Annotated in this window: 13 protein-coding genes; 10 read left to right on the top strand and 3 right to left on the bottom strand. The window is 55.7% G+C overall.

The window, feature by feature from the left end; all coding sequences use genetic code 11:
• From Q0510_RS15110 to Q0510_RS15135, 6 genes are all read left to right on the top strand, one after another.
• A partial coding sequence (locus Q0510_RS15110; RefSeq protein WP_298713451.1) for a mechanosensitive ion channel domain-containing protein occupies positions 1–2355 on the top strand: 2355 nt, incomplete at its 5' end.
• Between the two features lie 162 nt (positions 2356–2517).
• Entirely contained in the window at positions 2518–5199 is a 2682-nt protein-coding gene (locus Q0510_RS15115; RefSeq protein ID WP_298713454.1) for a c-type cytochrome, read from the top strand.
• Between the two features lie 118 nt (positions 5200–5317).
• Positions 5318–6172 (top strand): NAD(P)-binding domain-containing protein, encoded by an 855-nt coding sequence (locus Q0510_RS15120; RefSeq protein WP_298713456.1) that lies wholly within the window; start codon positions 5318–5320, stop codon positions 6170–6172.
• Entirely contained in the window at positions 6172–6573 is a 402-nt protein-coding gene (locus Q0510_RS15125) for a hypothetical protein (RefSeq protein ID WP_298713459.1), read from the top strand. Before Q0510_RS15120 ends, Q0510_RS15125 begins: the two co-directional genes overlap by 1 nt.
• A gap of 39 nt (positions 6574–6612) precedes the next feature.
• A complete protein-coding gene (locus Q0510_RS15130; RefSeq protein ID WP_298713462.1) occupies positions 6613–7131 on the top strand; it encodes a hypothetical protein in 519 nt (172 codons plus the stop codon).
• Between the two features lie 107 nt (positions 7132–7238).
• Positions 7239–7673, top strand: a complete 435-nt coding sequence (locus Q0510_RS15135) for a hypothetical protein (RefSeq protein WP_298713465.1) — start codon at positions 7239–7241, stop codon at positions 7671–7673.
• Between the two features lies 1 nt (position 7674).
• On the opposite strand, the gene Q0510_RS15140 is transcribed toward Q0510_RS15135, so the two are convergent.
• Positions 7675–9174 (bottom strand): TlpA disulfide reductase family protein, encoded by a 1500-nt coding sequence (locus Q0510_RS15140; protein WP_298713468.1) that lies wholly within the window; start codon positions 9172–9174, stop codon positions 7675–7677.
• 179 nt (positions 9175–9353) lie between these two features.
• Here Q0510_RS15140 and Q0510_RS15145 point away from each other — a divergent pair, with 179 nt between their 5' ends.
• The gene (locus Q0510_RS15145; protein WP_298713470.1) at positions 9354–10244 is read left to right on the top strand and encodes an alkaline phosphatase; all 891 of its coding nucleotides are present in this window, start codon (positions 9354–9356) and stop codon (positions 10242–10244) included.
• Positions 10245–10307: 63 nt separating this feature from the next.
• Here Q0510_RS15145 and Q0510_RS15150 read toward each other — a convergent pair whose 3' ends face one another.
• Entirely contained in the window at positions 10308–10646 is a 339-nt protein-coding gene (locus tag Q0510_RS15150; RefSeq protein WP_298713472.1) for a hypothetical protein, read from the bottom strand.
• A 226-nt stretch (positions 10647–10872) separates the two neighbouring features.
• Between Q0510_RS15150 and Q0510_RS15155 the strand changes: the two genes are divergently transcribed.
• The gene (locus Q0510_RS15155) at positions 10873–11685 is read left to right on the top strand and encodes a hypothetical protein (RefSeq protein WP_298713475.1); all 813 of its coding nucleotides are present in this window, start codon (positions 10873–10875) and stop codon (positions 11683–11685) included.
• Between the two features lie 60 nt (positions 11686–11745).
• Here Q0510_RS15155 and Q0510_RS15160 read toward each other — a convergent pair whose 3' ends face one another.
• Positions 11746–13215: an ATP-dependent RecD-like DNA helicase gene (locus Q0510_RS15160; RefSeq protein ID WP_298713478.1), complete on the bottom strand. Its 1470-nt coding sequence runs from the start codon at positions 13213–13215 to the stop codon at positions 11746–11748.
• 137 nt (positions 13216–13352) lie between these two features.
• Between Q0510_RS15160 and Q0510_RS15165 the strand changes: the two genes are divergently transcribed.
• The gene (locus Q0510_RS15165; RefSeq protein ID WP_298713481.1) at positions 13353–13928 is read left to right on the top strand and encodes a hypothetical protein; all 576 of its coding nucleotides are present in this window, start codon (positions 13353–13355) and stop codon (positions 13926–13928) included.
• Between the two features lie 3 nt (positions 13929–13931).
• Positions 13932–15356 (top strand): cation:proton antiporter (locus Q0510_RS15170; RefSeq protein WP_298713484.1); only part of this gene is annotated, 1425 nt, incomplete at its 3' end.

Raw genomic sequence — 15356 nt, forward strand, 5'->3', positions numbered from 1 at the left:
CACGGGAAGGATTCCGTGCTGCAGTCTATCCGCTCCATGCTGCAAAAGGCGCCTGCCGACTATGCGGCGAAATACAAGGAGCATGGTGTTGCCAATGAGCAGGACGGCCTGATGGATGAGATGCTGCGCACAATCCGCCACACCCGGGACTTCCTCAAAACCCCGCTGGACACGGTTGCGATATACCGGGAGCTGGCGTCTGTCCGTCAGCGTTATGCCACCGCCGGCGACGGTATTTTCACCAATACCGGGTCGTTGCAAACGGAGCGGAACCTTACCACTTCTTACAAACTGATCCACGAATTGCTGGGGCGCGTCCAGGTGTATAAAATACAGGTAGATGCCTACAAGAAGCGCCTGGTGGGTTTCCGGCACGACTTCGATTCCATCGCCAGCAATCCCAACCTGTATGCGACGCCCGCGGATTCCGCGGAGTTCATGCACCTGCTCCGGAAATTGTACGTGGTGGGCCGGGAAGTGGGGCCGATCGACAGTGCGCTGAGCGCTTCGCTCCGCAACGCCCAGCATGCCAAAGACCAGCTCGATATCGTGGTGTACGACCTGCAATCCTCGCTGGAACAGATCGAACGGTATGAAAAGGAATTGTCGCGGCAAACCTTCGAGCGGGAAGTGGGCAGCCTGGGCCTGCCGCCGGCAAATGCCCGTCCTTTCCGGGAAATCCTGGCGCAGTCGGTGGAAAAGAACCGGCTGATCCTGTGGTTTTATATACAGAATAATGCGGGGAAGATCGCGATACTGTTGGTGCTGACGGCTTTCTGCATCGTTTTCCTGCGGACGCTCCGCGGGAAAGTGAAAACCAGCGGCCTGCTGCGCGATGATTTCAACGGGCAGCTCGTATTGCGGTTCCCGGTGTTGTCGGCAATTTTGATCGTCGTCAGCATCTTCCAGTTTATTTTCCCCGATCCGCCCTGGGTTTTCAATAGCTTGCTCTGGGTGATCGCCTCGGCCTGCCTGACGGTCATCTTTAATCAGTTCATCACGGCGTACTGGATGCGTTTCTGGTGGTTGATGTGGCTGTTGTTCCTGCTGGCCTGCGGGGATTTTCTCCTGTTGCAGGCTTCCCGGTCCGAGCGCTGGTTCATGCTGGGGCTCGCCATCGGCGGCATGCTGGTGGGCGGATGGTACCTCGCAAGGGGGCGCCGGGAGGAGTTGCGGGAGAAATGGATCATCTATTTCATGTATTGCATCGTGGGGGTGGAGCTGTTGTCTGTCATCGCCAACCTCACGGGGCGTTTCAACCTGGCGAAGGCGCTGATGGCCAGCGGGTTCATCAGCGTTATTATCGCCATCATGTTCCTGTGGACGGTGCGCCTGATCAATGAAGCGCTGCAGCTGGCTTCCAAAATATACCAGATGCCGGAACGCCAGCTGTTCTTCGTGAACTTCGCGGCAGTGGGGCAAAAGGCGCCGCGTTTCTTCTATTTCTTCCTCATCATCGGCTGGTTCATCCTTTTCGCCCGCACGTTCTATGCATTTAAACTCGTGACCGAGCCGGTGAAGGATTTCCTCATGAGTGACCGTACCATCGGCACATATACCTTTTCATTTTTCAGCGTGCTGGCGTTTTTCGTCATTTTGATATTGTCGTCCGTCGTATCCAGGATCGTGTCGTTCTTCGCGTCCGACAAATCGGGGCACCCGGCGGAAAGCGGCGGGCCGGCGGGACTGGGGAGCTGGTTGCTCGTGGTCAGGATCTTTATTTTCGTGCTGGGATTACTGCTGGCGTTTGCCGTGGCGGGTATCCCGCTCGACCGCGCCACCTTTGTCATGGGCGCGCTGGGCGTAGGGATCGGCTTCGGGTTGCAGACGCTTGTCAATAACCTGGTGAGCGGTGTGATCCTGGCGTTCGAGAAGCCGCTCAACGTGGGGGATTTCGTGGAAGTGAAAGGTAAATCCGGAACCGTGAAATCCATCGGCTTCCGCAGCAGCCTCCTCCAGACGCTGGAAGGCGGCCACCTCGTAATCCCCAACGGGGAACTGCTGAACGATGAGCTCATCAACTGGAACATCCAGAAGTCGGTTCGCCGCAACGAACTGACGGTAGGCGTATCTTATGATTCCGACCTGGAAAAGGTGGAAGGGGTATTGCATTTGTTGCTGAAGGAGAATAGTCATGTGCTCAAAACGCCGGAGCCGGTGATCTGGGCTTCGGAGTTCGGGGACAGCGCGATATTGATCGAGGTGTACTTCTGGACGGTGGGGCTGCGCCCCGGCAGGGTCGCAAAAAGCGAGCTGATCTTCGCCATTCACAAAGCTTTTAAGGAAGCAGGGGTCGTTATCCCCTTCCCGCAGCGCGACCTGCACATCAAACGTGATGATGATTCATCCGACTGATTTTCAGTTATTTATCAAATATTTGCGCTATCCGTCACAATCCGGGGAAAAATAAACTCCCGTTGCTTATTTTGTGAGGATCAGATTCAACCACGTTGTGGAAACGTAGACGCGTTCCCACCAGATTTATTTATTACCATGCGTATACCTGGAATTTCCCTGTTGAAATGCTTACCGGTGGTGATGGCTGCGTGCCTGGCCGGAGCATCTTCCTGCAACGAGCGGCCGGTGCGGCCCTCAGATCCTAAGACGGACAAATTGAAATTGCCCGATGGCTTTGTAGCGGAACACCTGTTCAGCCCCTCCGACAGCGGGCGCGGCTCCTGGGTGGCGATGACGTTCGACGACAAGAACCGCCTCATCGTATCCGATCAGTTCGGCGCACTTTACCGGCTGAAACTCCCGCCTATCGGGGCCGACAGTACACAGAAAGTGAGCATCGAGCCCCTGGGCCTCGGGAAAGACACCATTCCCGGAACGGATTCGGTGCGCACGAAAGTGACGATGGGCTTTGCACAAGGGTTGCTGTATGCTTTCAACAGCCTGTATGTGATGGTGAACCACAACGGCAACAAAGAATTCGAAAAAGGCAGCGGGCTCTACCGGCTGCAGGATACGGACGGCGACGACCAGTTCGACAAGATCACGCTCCTCAAAGCGATGGAGGGATCCGGTGAGCACGGTCCGCACAGCATCATCCTGGCGCCAGACGGCAAATCCATTTACCTCATCGCCGGCAACCATACCCTGGCGCCGGAAATGGACGCTTATATGCTGCCGAAGAACTGGCAGGAAGACAACCTGATCCCCCGCATGGTGGACCCTAACGGTCATGCCGTACACGTAAAGCCCCCCGGCGGCTGGATCGCCAACATCGATCCGGAAGGCAGGCACTGGGAGTTTGTGAGCGGCGGTTACCGCAATCCGTTCGACATTGCATTCAACGACGCGGGCGATCTCTTCACCTATGATTCCGACATGGAATGGGATTTCGGCCTGCCCTGGTACCGGCCAACGCGGATCTGCCACGCCACCGGCGGGAGCGATTTCGGCTGGCGGACAGGTACCATGAAGTGGTCGGCCACGTACCCGGATAACCTGCCGCCCGTGATCAATATCGGCCAGGGTTCGCCTACCAACCTCGTTTATGGCGGCAAGGCGCGTTTCCCGGAGAAATACCGCAAATCGATGTTCGCGTTCGACTGGAGCTTCGGCATCGTGTATGCCCTGCAGCTGCAGCCCGACGGGGCTTCGTATAAAGCCACGGGCGAGGAGTTTATTTCCGGTTCCCCGCTGCCGTTGACCGACGGTGTGATCGGGCCCGACGGCGCTTTGTACTTCCTTACAGGCGGCCGCAGGCTGGAATCCGATCTGTACCGCGTGTATCATGAAAAAGCGGATGACTATACACAACCTTTACCGGCTGCTACGCCAACCGCTGAGAATACGCTGCGCCGCCAGCTGGAGCAATATCATCATGGCCCCAACCCCGCGGCTGTGGAAGCAGCTTTGCCGCAGCTGAAGCACCCCGACCGTTTCGTGCGGTATGCTGCGCGCATCGCCCTCGAACATCAACCGGTGGAGCAATGGCAGGATAAGGTATTGGCGCAAACAGAACCGCTGGCGGTGATCAACGGCGTGCTGGCGCTGGCCCGGCAGGGCAATCCCGCCGTGCGCGACGCGCTCCTCAGCAAATTGCAGCTGATCGATCTGTCCAAATTATCCGAAGCAGAGAAAATTGACGCGATCCGTACGGCGGAAGTGACCGTTTCCAGGATGGGTAAACCGGAAGGCGCGGCCGCCATTTCGCTGGCCGCCTGGTTGCAACCCTATTTCCCGGCTCCCACCAATGAACTGAACCGCCTGTTGAGTAAAGTGCTGGTATATATCGACGCGCCCGGCGCCGTGGGTACCACAGTAGCGCTGATGGCCGCCGCGAAAGACGATACCACCACCAGCCAGTCCCTGCTGTCCTCTTCCGATCTCATCATGCGCAACCCGCAATACGGGATGACGATCGCGGGGATGCTCGCCAAAATTCCGCCGGCGCAACAAACCTATTACGCCACCGTGCTGTCAGGCGCCAAAACCGGCTGGGACGATTCCCTGCGGCAGCAATACTTTAAATGGTACGCCAATGCCTTCGGTTACCAGGGCGGCAACAGCTTCGTGGGATATATCAACAACGCCAGGACCAACGCGCTGGCATTGGTGCCTAAAGAACAGTTCGCACAACTGAACGCGCTCTCCGGCGACTCCATCGTGAAAGGCGGCGGCAAGTTTACCGCGGCTTCCGGCGTACAGCCCAAAGGGCCGGGCCGTAACTGGAAGGTAGAGGAAGCGGTGAAGTTTGTGGACAGCATCGGATTTGCAGCCAGCAATTTCGAACAGGGGAAAGCCATGTTCGACGCCACGCTCTGTTCCAAATGTCATACCGTGGCAGGGCAGGGTGGCGTGGCCGGACCGGACCTCACGCAGCTGGGCACACGTTTCAGCAATAAAGACATCCTCGAATCGATCATCGACCCGAACAAAACCATTTCGGACCAATACGGCGCCACTGTTTTCTACCTGAAAGAAGGCGGCAGTATCATGGGCAGATTGACGAACGAAGACGATGAGCAATATTTCGTCTCGCAGAATCCTTTCTCGCCGCACGATATCCGCAAGGTGCCGAAAAAGAGCGTGACCAAGACAAGGGTTTCGGAAGTATCGCCCATGCTGCCGGGCATGATCAACCGCCTGAGCCCCCAGGAGCTGGTGGACCTCATGGCATTCCTGAAATCCGGCGGCAATGCGAAAGACACGATCTTTTCCAATAACAGCCGTTCCGCCAGCCGTTAATGTGAATCAAGTTCAGTAAAAGCAATCAGCAACAAAATACAGCAGGCCGCCCTCCCCGGGGCGGCCTTTTTTACGCGCGGCATTCCTTAACTTAGCTTTTAAATAAAAACAGACAGACATGGTGAAAGCATTTTTAGGAATGGGCCTGCTGGGATCGAATTTCGTGACGGCGATGCTGGAAAAAGGCGATAAAGTGAATATCTGGAACCGCAGCCCGGAAAAGGCGGCCGCCCTGGAATCCCTGGGCGCGCAAGTCTTCGCTACCCCGGCGCGCGCCGTGCAGGGGGCGGCGGTAGTGCATGTTACCCTGAAAGACGATCAGAGCATCGATGAGGTACTGGCGGCAGCCGAATCCGGCCTTCAACCCGGAACCATCATCATCGACCATACCACCACGACCAAAGACGGCGCCGTTACGCGTACGAAAGCCTGGAAGGAAAAAGGATTCACCTATCTGCACGCGCCCGTGTTCATGGGCCCTGCCAATGCGCGCGACAGCAGCGGCTACATGCTTGTGTCCGGCGATCAGGCGGTCATTGAGCAGGTAAAACCGCTGCTGGAAAAAATGACCGGCCAACTCGTGAACCTGGGACCGGAAGAAGGAAAAGCTGCGGCGATGAAGCTGGTCGGCAATTGCTTTTTGGTAGCTTTCACCGCCGGCCTGCGCGATACCTTTGCACTGGCAACCTCGCTGGGGCAGGACGCGCGCGATATCAGCGGACTTTTCGATATCTGGAACCCCGCGCAGATGCTGCCCGTCCGCATCCGCCGCATGAGCGCCGGTGATTATTCAAAACCTTCATGGGAGTTGGACATGGCCCGGAAAGACACGCAGATTTTCATCGATTCCGTACAACAATCCGGCGGCCACCTGGCGATCATGCCCGCCATCGCCGCTTTGATGGATGAATGGATCGGCAAGGGCTTCGGGCGCAGCGACTGGAACGTAATTGCGAAAGACGTAGCGAAATAATGAGGATCGCATTAAACGATATTCCCGGTTTGCGGAAAGTCCTCTGGGCAGACGTATTCCTCGGCGGCGCCACCGGCATTGCCGGGCTGGCGTTGTACGGATGGTGGAGCCGCTTCCTGGGGCTGCCGGTGAAACTGGTGCTCGTTGTTGCGGCGGTGACGGGCTTGTATGCTTTGTTTGCGCTGAGCCTGGTGATCATGAAACCGATCCAGGGGCGGAAGGTGCGGTGGCTGGTAGTGGCGAACTGGGTCTGGACGGTGGTGAGCGTGGGATTGCTGCTGTATTATTTCAGCGGGGCCACGGTTTTCGGGAAAGCTTTCCTCGTGCTGCAGATCGTTGTGGTGGGAGGGCTTGCATGGCTGGAAGGGCGCCATCTGGGTAAAAACACGGCGGACGTGTAACTTCCTGTAACGGGGATCGTTTAATTGAAAACTCCCTTTATGAAATTCAGGATCTACGCACTGTTATGGGTTGCCCTGGTTGGTTTATTGGCTGGTTGCAGGAAAGATAAGAACGAAAATGGAAATGAATACGAAAGCAGCCGCCAGGCCTGGTCAAACTTCAGGAACACTTCGGGAAATTCATACCGTTATATGGCTACAACCGCCAGCTGGACCGGCTTCGGAACGGAAACCACCATCACTGTTACGGCAGGGAAGGTCACGGAGAGAAAGTATGTACTGTTCGAAATCAATGGCGGTACAGGACAAAGGACCGACCGGGAAACCTGGACGGAGACCGGCGCAGCGATCGGCTCCCATGAAGCCGGGGAGCCTGCCATTACACTGGATGAGGTTTACAGCAAGGCGAAGAATGAATGGTTGAAGAAAAGAGATAATGCCGAGATTTACTTCGAAGCAAAAAACAATGGGATGATCTCGATGGCGGGGTATCGGGAAAAAGAATGCGTGGATGATTGTTTTATAGGGATCAAAATCGGATTGATACAGAAATTGTAAACCATTCCAATATATGAATCGGTCCGCTCCAAAAGGGGCGGACCGATGTGTTTTTACTACTTGCAATTATTAAGGCAATCTCCTACCTTGAAATACAAATTCCCGAAATGAACACCCGAATCAGTTTATCCCTTGCCCTCCTGCTCATTTGTTCTGCCACATTTTGCAAAGCCCAGTCCGTTGCGGATACTGCAGCCATCAGGAAATTGCTGACCGGCGTCTGGAAACAGGATTTCCGGATGAAAGCCAATCACACCTTGTTTACACGACCGGGCCATCCGGGCGTATTGAAGGATACCTTGGATGGTTACCGGTTAAATTTCCGGCAGGATTACCTGACGGATGACAATTCGATCAGCGGTGAGAAGTTCGCCTACCGCATCCGGCAGGACAGTGTCATCGTTATCGCGGAAAAGTATTTCCTCAAAATTGAAAAACTAACGAAAGATTCCCTGGTGTACCGGATGGCTTTTTACGCGGATTTCAAATTCAATGAAAAGCCGCTTGCCCTGAACAGGTATCACTGTCACCGGCTGAAGTAGCTCAGTCGGATTTGTTTAATACTTCCCGGATCTGCTGGTACAAAGCTTCTCCTTCGCTGGGGTGGCGGGCTTTGGCGATGGCCAGTTTGCCGGATTTGTCGAACAGGAAATACTGGGGATAGGATTGGCTTTTGTCGGGATGCTGTGCCAGCAGCTCGTTCCAGAGCGGCGGAATGGTTTGGCGGGTTTTGCGGAAGTGCAATCCCTCCATGGCATTGGCGCGGATGAAATCTTTCCAGATGGCATGCCGGCTGTCGTCGTCCATGGCGAGGAAGAGAAACGCCACCTCTTCGCCGGGAAATGCGGCGCGCAGCGCGGGCAGATGTTTGATCTCTTCTTTACAGGGACCGCACCAGGTGCCCCAAACATCCAGGAACACTACTTTCCCTTTCAACCGCTGTACAACGGCCTGAACCGTCTGTGTGTCCGTGCTGTCTTCCAGTACCACGATGCGCGGGTTGCCGGCGTTGGCCGCCAGTTTTTCGCGGAGCGTTGTTTGCATGCTGCGCACACTGGCGCTGAAACGGCTGTCGGGGAAGCGCTGCAGGAAAGCGGCGGATAACCCTTCTGCCTGCGCGATGTCGCCGTCGTTGTACAGGTTCCGGATCTGTTGCCAGTTGTACGCCATAGCGATTTCCGGCGGGAAGTTCCCGAGCGAGCCGATCCATCGCCAGTAGGCTTTCCCGTATTGGTTGACGATCACATTGGCGCTGTCCAGCGAGATACCGAAGTAAGGAATGGGGGCGGAAGGAGGGCGGTTTTCTTTTTGGATCTGGACGAACGCCTTGGTTTCGAGATAGCGGATGTAGTTGTCTGCGAATGCGAAGTATTGCGGGCCTGGATGGGCATAAGCGGGTTGAATGCGCACATCATCGAACAGGCTGATCTCCATTTCGCGGGCGGTGGCGCGGTCGGCGATGCCGGTCCGGAAGAAGTCGTTGAGGTAGTTGATGTGAAGATAACCAAGCTCCGAAATGAGGTATTGTTGGTGAGGATAGGGAATGCGGGATGAGCGGAGCGATTGGATATGCCGGTTGCGCTCCTCGGCATAGGGCGCCAGTACTGACTTTCGGATTTCTGTGGCCGGGAGCGCTGCCAGGGAATCGTTCTCCCAGAAAAACGGGGCATCGTCCATCTTCGTTTCTTGTATCCACTGATTTTCCCTGACCAGGGTGCCGCCCGTAAACCGGACGGTCCGGGCGTTTTCATCCAGTTCGATGGCGAGGCTGCCGCCGGGTTGCATCAACAGGGTGATTTGTTTTTTGCGGAAGAAGAGGGTGGCGGTTTGCAGGCTGTCGGCCGGCAGCGTGATCCGGAATGTGCCTGCGCTTTCCAACGGAATCGTTTTAGAATTTTCATGATGATAGCCGTAAACGGCAGGCAGGTTGACGGTCAGCGGATGCCCGCCGGTATAATGCCGGATGTTGCCGCTGAGGGTAAACTGTGCGGTGGCGGGGAACGTGGCGGGCAAGATGGCCAGCAGGATGAGATAAGGCTTCATGGTTTAAATCTATCCGATCTTTCGGAACGCATTCCCGGGATGTGACGAGCAGGCTGCGGGATGTGGTGAATAGTGGTTGCGGAGACGTGAAAAGGGTAGCAGGGCTATCTTGATATTTCTTATTGAGAAATAATATTTCTTTTAAAGAAACTTGCTATCTTGGATGAAAATTCCATCAAATGAAAATTTCCAGACTGATCGGTTGGGTGATCTGCCTATGCATTTTTACGGTTCATTCCGCCATGGCGCAACGTAAGCCGAAGCACGTGATCCTGATCGGGTCGGACGGGTTCGGAGCCTATGCCTTTAAAAATGCGAAGGTGCCGGTACTGCGTTCCCTCATGCAGGAGGGCTCCTGGACCTTGCAGGCCAGAACGGTATTGCCTTCTTCGAGCGCTCCCAACTGGGCTTCGATGGTGATGGGAGCGGGGCCGGAGCTGCACGGTTATACCAAATGGGGCAGCCAGAAACCCGATATGCCGGCCCGGGTGCTCGACGAATACCAGATGTTCCCCACGATATACGCGCTGCTCCGCAAGGCCCAGCCGAAAAGCGAGATCGGCGTCATTTACGAGTGGGACGGCATCGGTTATCTCTTCCCGAAAGCCGCGGTGAATAAAGACCAGAATTGCGACGGCGATGTGGCGACGGCCGCAGCAGCTTGTGATTACATCAAATCCGCCAAACCCACCTTCCTCTTCGTTCACCTGCATGATGTAGACAGCGTGGGGCATACCGTGGGGCACGATACCCCCGAATATTACGGCGCCATCGAGCGGACGGACGCGCATGTGGGCGAGATCCTGCAGGCCATCCGCGACGCGGGCATGGAAAAGGAAACCGTGGTGATCTTCACGGCCGATCACGGTGGTATCAACAAAGGGCATGGCGCTATTTCCATGCAAGAAATGCAGATCCCCTGGATCGTGCGCGGCCCTGGCATCAAAGCCGGGTACGAAGTACAGGGCAGTGTGATGACGTTCGATACGGCAGCCACCATGGCAAAGCTCTTCGGGCTGGCAACGCCGCAGGTCTGGATCGGGAGGGTTGTTGCCGAGATCTTCAAATAATTGCTACGATGCGAGCAAAAGCCGCGCTCCTGTTGGATGCGCGGCTTTTGCTCGTAAGGCCCGTTAATTCCAAAGCGTGCCGTCGAGCCCCAGCACGGTGCCTATCCAGAGGCAGAAGATGAACACGACGAAGCAGATGAAAATGGCGGTTATCTTTTTCCAGCCGCCCTGGAAACGGAAGGGGCTCATCAGGTGGAAGAAGGCGCCTCCCGCGGCGCCCGCCATCGGGACTACGATCAGCGGCCGGATCATCCAGTAGGCCCCCCAGGCCGGGTTGGCCTCGTTGACGCTGAACAGGAGCAGTGAAATGGGTACCAGAGCAATCGCCGCGCCGATGAGCATCCGTTTCCATAACGCGGGGGAGAAGAATGAAGGTGCGGGTGAAGGATGGTCTGTTGTCATAACCAGTTGAAATTTAATGTTATGATAAAAGAATTTATCTTTAAAAAGTACTTTGTATTTCAAAGTTAAATCATTTCACTTTGCATTACAAAGTTTTTCGGGGAAAATTTTTTCTGCTGAAAGAAGAATATTTTTGGGGAAGACGGTGAACACCCTGCCCCGGGTTTTCGTTATGTTAATACAAGCCCAAACAAAAGACATCCAAATGAAACGAATTATTTGCTGTATGACGCTGATCCTTGCGTCCTTATTTTCTTTCGCGCAACAAGCTAAAAACGATGTAATCCTCAAGCTCAACGGCGACGAACTCACCGGGAAAGTTCTAAAAATCAATGATGCCGACGGCCAGGTAGACTTCAGCTATGCCGGCGAAACGCTCGTGTACAGCATCAAGACCTCCGAGATCATGAAAATAACCTTCGCCAGCGGCCGGATCCAGCTCTTCAACAAACCGCCGCAGGCCGCAGCTCAACCCCAGTCTGCATCCGCTGCTTCAGGAGCGGGACTGGCAGACCATCACAACAAAGTTGCCGTATTGCCCTTCTCCTTCATCCGCGACGGCCAGGCTGCCGACGATGCCATCAGCGAACAGGTGCAGAACGAATGCTACGCCTATATGAACAAACATGCCGGCATCTTCACCATCATACCTCCCCGCACCTCCAACGCCACGCTCATCAAAGCCGGCGTTACCCGCGAAAATATCAAAGGCTACACCATGGATGATCTCTGCAACATCCTCGGCGTGGAATATGTGGTAGACGGTACGGTGACGATGAACAAAACCACCCAAACTACCTACCAATCCAACTCAGGACAGGTGAAATCCAAAGGCGACGATGACAAAGACCGCCGCTATAACAGCAGTTCCTACGGCACCGCCACCCAGAACTACCAGACCAAACTGAGCCTGGCCATCTACAATGACAAAGGCGCCACTGTCTACGATCAGAACCGCACCGCGTTTTTCAACACGCAGGACGCGTACACCAACACCCTGGAATACCTCCTCAAGCGATCTCCGCTTTACACGAAATAATACATCATAAAAAAAGGCGGGAAACGATCCCGCCTTTTCGTTTTTCATATCCTGTATGTCTTACATCGTTTCCAGCAACGCCAGCTCTTCCTGCAGCGTATTGCGCTCCATTTCGTTTTTACCTTCCGTTGCCCTGATTTCCGCGATCCGCGTTTGTATCCCTTCCGCGATGGCGCGCTGTGTTTCGGCGTTCGGGCTGCTGGTCATGATCTGCTGCAGGAAATATCCGATGCGGGAATCGCATTGCACGTCGCGCAGCATAACTTTCTTCTTCAGCCGGATGCCTTCCAGGCTGGTGCAACGGCTGAGCGCCACGTAGGTTTGCCCTGTCGCGAATGCGCCCGAACCCAGGTCGATGACGACCTTCTGGAACGTTTGCCCCTGGCTTTTATGGATGGTTACGGCCCAGGCGAGCTTCAGCGGCAGCTGCCGGAAAGTGCCTGTCACGATCTTCTCGATCTCTTCCTTCTGGCGGTTCCATTTATATTCGATGTGCTCCCACTCTGATTTATCCACGCGGTGCGTTACTTCGCCTTCATCCAACTGCACTTCCACATGCTCTTCGTCGAGCTGCGTGATTTTTCCCAATGTTCCGTTGACCCAGCGGCGTTGGTTGTCGTTTTTAATGAACATCACCTGTGCGCCCACTTTGAGCTGCAGCCGGAGGTCTGCCGGCAATTTCCCGCCGCCGCTGCGCGCTTCCTGCTCGAAGTCGCCCGTGAGCATCGCCTGGTACGAACTGGCGTCGCCATCCAGTGCTTTGAGCCTTTGCTCGTTCACGTTATCGGCGATGGCGTTGGTGGTGCAGAGGATGAGCTCCAGGGTTTCGCCATTGGGCTCGTAATCCGGCTCGTGGCGGGTGTTGAGGGTAGCCAGGTGATGGGGCTGCACGCTGTTGTCGCGCACGGCGTTGAGCACCTGTACGAACGAAGGATCGGGCTGGCGGTATACATGTTTCAGTTCGATCATCTGCATGCGGAAGCCTTCCCCGAAAGATTTGGCGCTGAAGAAATACGGTGTGCTGTAGTTGTTGCGGATAACTTCCACTTCACCGGCGCGCTTGCTGTCGATCACCGGCGGTAGTTGCAACAGGTCCCCGATCACGAGGAGCTGCTTGCCGCCGAAGGGCAGCGCGGAACGGAGGTTTTTGCGGAGCGTGAGGTCCACGGCCTGCATGAGGTCGCAGCGTACCATGGAAATTTCATCGATAATGATCAGGTCTACCTGTTTGAGCAGTTCCGTCTTTTCTTCGTTGAGATCTTCCACGTTTTTATCCTGCGGAAGATAAGGACGCGGCTCGATGAGGAAAAACGAATGGATGGTTTGCCCGCCTACATTGAGGGCAGCCACGCCGGTAGACGCCAGCACGATGTACTTTTTCGGGATGTGCGCGATCAGGTTGCGCAGCAACGTGGATTTACCCGTGCCGGCCTTCCCGGTGAGGAACACCGACTGGCGGGTGTACGCGATCAGCCGGATGGCTTCCTGCGCGTCTGGGTTGTCGTGGTATTGTTTGATCAGCTGGACCATCCCGGCTACGTTTGTTTGGTAAATCTGGAAGGCGCGAAGGTACGGATAGTTGGGGAAAGATGATTGCGCGGGGCCGCGGGAACAATTTTGGTCCCGCTTTTGTTGAGAATAGAAACCTATTGCCGAAACCAGGTATTATGATAAGAAATATTTTGACTACCACCGTCTTCCTCCTCACATTTGCCGCCTGCCGCGATACGGAACGGGAGCGGCAACTCGCCGCGCGGGAGCAGGCCCTGGCGGATAAGGAACAGCAATTTGCCCTGAAGGAGGCCGATTACCGGTCGCTCCTCCGCTGGCGCGACAGCCTGCTGGCCACCGCTGATACGCTTCATGCCATATTGCCAGCCGCCTGGCCGGCCGATGTGCTGGGCCGCTGGAGCAGCAAAACCATTTGCCGCGAATCGGGGTGCAGCGAATACGTTGTGGGCGACCAGCGCTCCGGCGCCTGGGAGTTTTCCGAAGATTCTTCGGGCCTGTTCACAAAAGTGTATGATCGCAATACGCTCGTCCGCGTGTATGCCGGTACGTTCGACAGTTCCGTCATCCGCCTGCGCTTCCGGCCGGATTCCAGTTCGCAGCGGAAAGTGGAGATGGATGTGGAATTGAGCCGCAGCGGAACGGGAACGATCAAAGGCACCCAGGTGCTGAAAATGGAGAATGGCTGCACCGCGAGGTTCGCCGTAGAATTGGTTCGTGCTTCAAATAATTAACGTATGACTTTGCTGAGTGTCGGGCACCTCTCGCTGCCGATCGACGATCCGTTACTGAAATTCCTGCTGGAGCTCATCATTATCCTGGGCGCCCCGCTGTTATTGAATAAGATAAAAGTCCCGCACCTGCTGGGGCTCATCATCGCCGGCGCCCTCGTGGGGCCAAATGGGTTCCATCTCCTGGCGCGCGACAGCAGCGTGGTCGTGACGGGCACCACCGGGCTGCTGTACATCATGTTCCTGGCGGGCCTTGAAATCGATATGGGCGATTTCAAAAAGAACAAATGGAAAAGCCTGGCTTTTTCGGCGTATACCTTCGCCATCCCGTTCGGGCTGGGGTTGATCGGGGGATATTATGTGCTGGGGTTCAACCTGCTGACCACCGTTTTGTTTTCCAGCCTTTTTTCTTCGCACACCCTGATCGTGTATCCGTACATCAGCAAGATGGGCATTTCCAAGAACCCCGCGGTCAACATCACGCTGGGTGGTACGATGGTGACGGACGTGCTGTCGCTGCTCGTACTGGCCGTGGTGGTGGGGATGACGCAGGGCGACGTGGGCGCAGGGTTCTGGGCGCAATTGTCCATTGGAATGGTGCTGTTCGTGCTGGTGGTGCTGCTTGTTTTTCCGCTGATCGCGCGGTGGTTTTTCAAAAGGGTGGAGGATAAGATCTCCCAGTATATTTTCGTGCTGGTGATGATCTACCTCGCGTCGTTGCTGGCCGAAGTGGCAGGCGTGGAAGCCATCATCGGCGCTTTCTTCGCCGGGTTGGCGCTCAACCAGCTTATACCGCGCACCTCCACGCTGATGAACCGGGTGGAGTTCGTGGGCAACGCGCTGTTCATTCCCTTCTTCCTCATCAGCGTGGGCATGCTCATAGATTTCAAAGTGTTTTTCAGGGGTTGGGAGACTTTGGGCGTGGCAGCTGTGATGCTGGTAGCCTCTATCGGCGGGAAATACCTCGCCGCAGTGGCCACCCGGAAATCGCTGCGGCTCACCAGAGACGAGGGCATGCTCATCTTCGGCATGAGCACCGCTTCCGCCGCCGCCACGCTGGCGTCCGTGATGGTGGGGTACAACATCATCCTGTCCGAAACCGCAACCGGCGAGCCGGTGCGGCTGCTCAACGAGCACGTCCTCAACGGCAGCATCCTCCTCATCCTCATATCCTGCGTCATTTCTTCGTTCGTTTCGCTCGCCAGCGCACGGCGCATCGCGGAGGCGGATAATGAAAACACCGTGTCGGGCAACAGCCAGGAGTATGAGCACATCCTGCTGGCCATGAACCACGGCGAAACGGTGGAGAAGATGGTGAACCTGGGATTGCTGGTAAAGGGCAAACCCGCCGGCAACAAGCTATTTGCACTGAGCGTCATCGACAACGACAAGAATGAATCGGCGGTGAAGAATGCAGAGAAGATTTTGCAT

Origin of the sequence: uncultured Chitinophaga sp. (assembly GCF_937874145.1) — a bacterium.
In the GTDB taxonomy this organism is placed as follows: domain Bacteria; phylum Bacteroidota; class Bacteroidia; order Chitinophagales; family Chitinophagaceae; genus Chitinophaga.

Bases quoted from the DNA above. Each gene is read 5' to 3' on its own strand.
- Q0510_RS15120 (WP_298713456.1), top strand. From the start codon at position 5,318: ATGGTGAAAGCATTTTTAGGAATGGGCCTGCTGGGATCGAATTTCGTG.
- Q0510_RS15125 (WP_298713459.1), top strand. From the start codon at position 6,172: ATGAGGATCGCATTAAACGATATTCCCGGTTTGCGGAAAGTCCTCTGG.
- Q0510_RS15130 (WP_298713462.1), top strand. From the start codon at position 6,613: ATGAAATTCAGGATCTACGCACTGTTATGGGTTGCCCTGGTTGGTTTA.
- Q0510_RS15135 (WP_298713465.1), top strand. From the start codon at position 7,239: ATGAACACCCGAATCAGTTTATCCCTTGCCCTCCTGCTCATTTGTTCT.
- Q0510_RS15140 (WP_298713468.1), bottom strand. From the start codon at position 9,174: ATGAAGCCTTATCTCATCCTGCTGGCCATCTTGCCCGCCACGTTCCCC.
- Q0510_RS15145 (WP_298713470.1), top strand. From the start codon at position 9,354: ATGAAAATTTCCAGACTGATCGGTTGGGTGATCTGCCTATGCATTTTT.
- Q0510_RS15150 (WP_298713472.1), bottom strand. From the start codon at position 10,646: ATGACAACAGACCATCCTTCACCCGCACCTTCATTCTTCTCCCCCGCG.
- Q0510_RS15155 (WP_298713475.1), top strand. From the start codon at position 10,873: ATGACGCTGATCCTTGCGTCCTTATTTTCTTTCGCGCAACAAGCTAAA.
- Q0510_RS15160 (WP_298713478.1), bottom strand. From the start codon at position 13,215: ATGGTCCAGCTGATCAAACAATACCACGACAACCCAGACGCGCAGGAA.
- Q0510_RS15165 (WP_298713481.1), top strand. From the start codon at position 13,353: ATGATAAGAAATATTTTGACTACCACCGTCTTCCTCCTCACATTTGCC.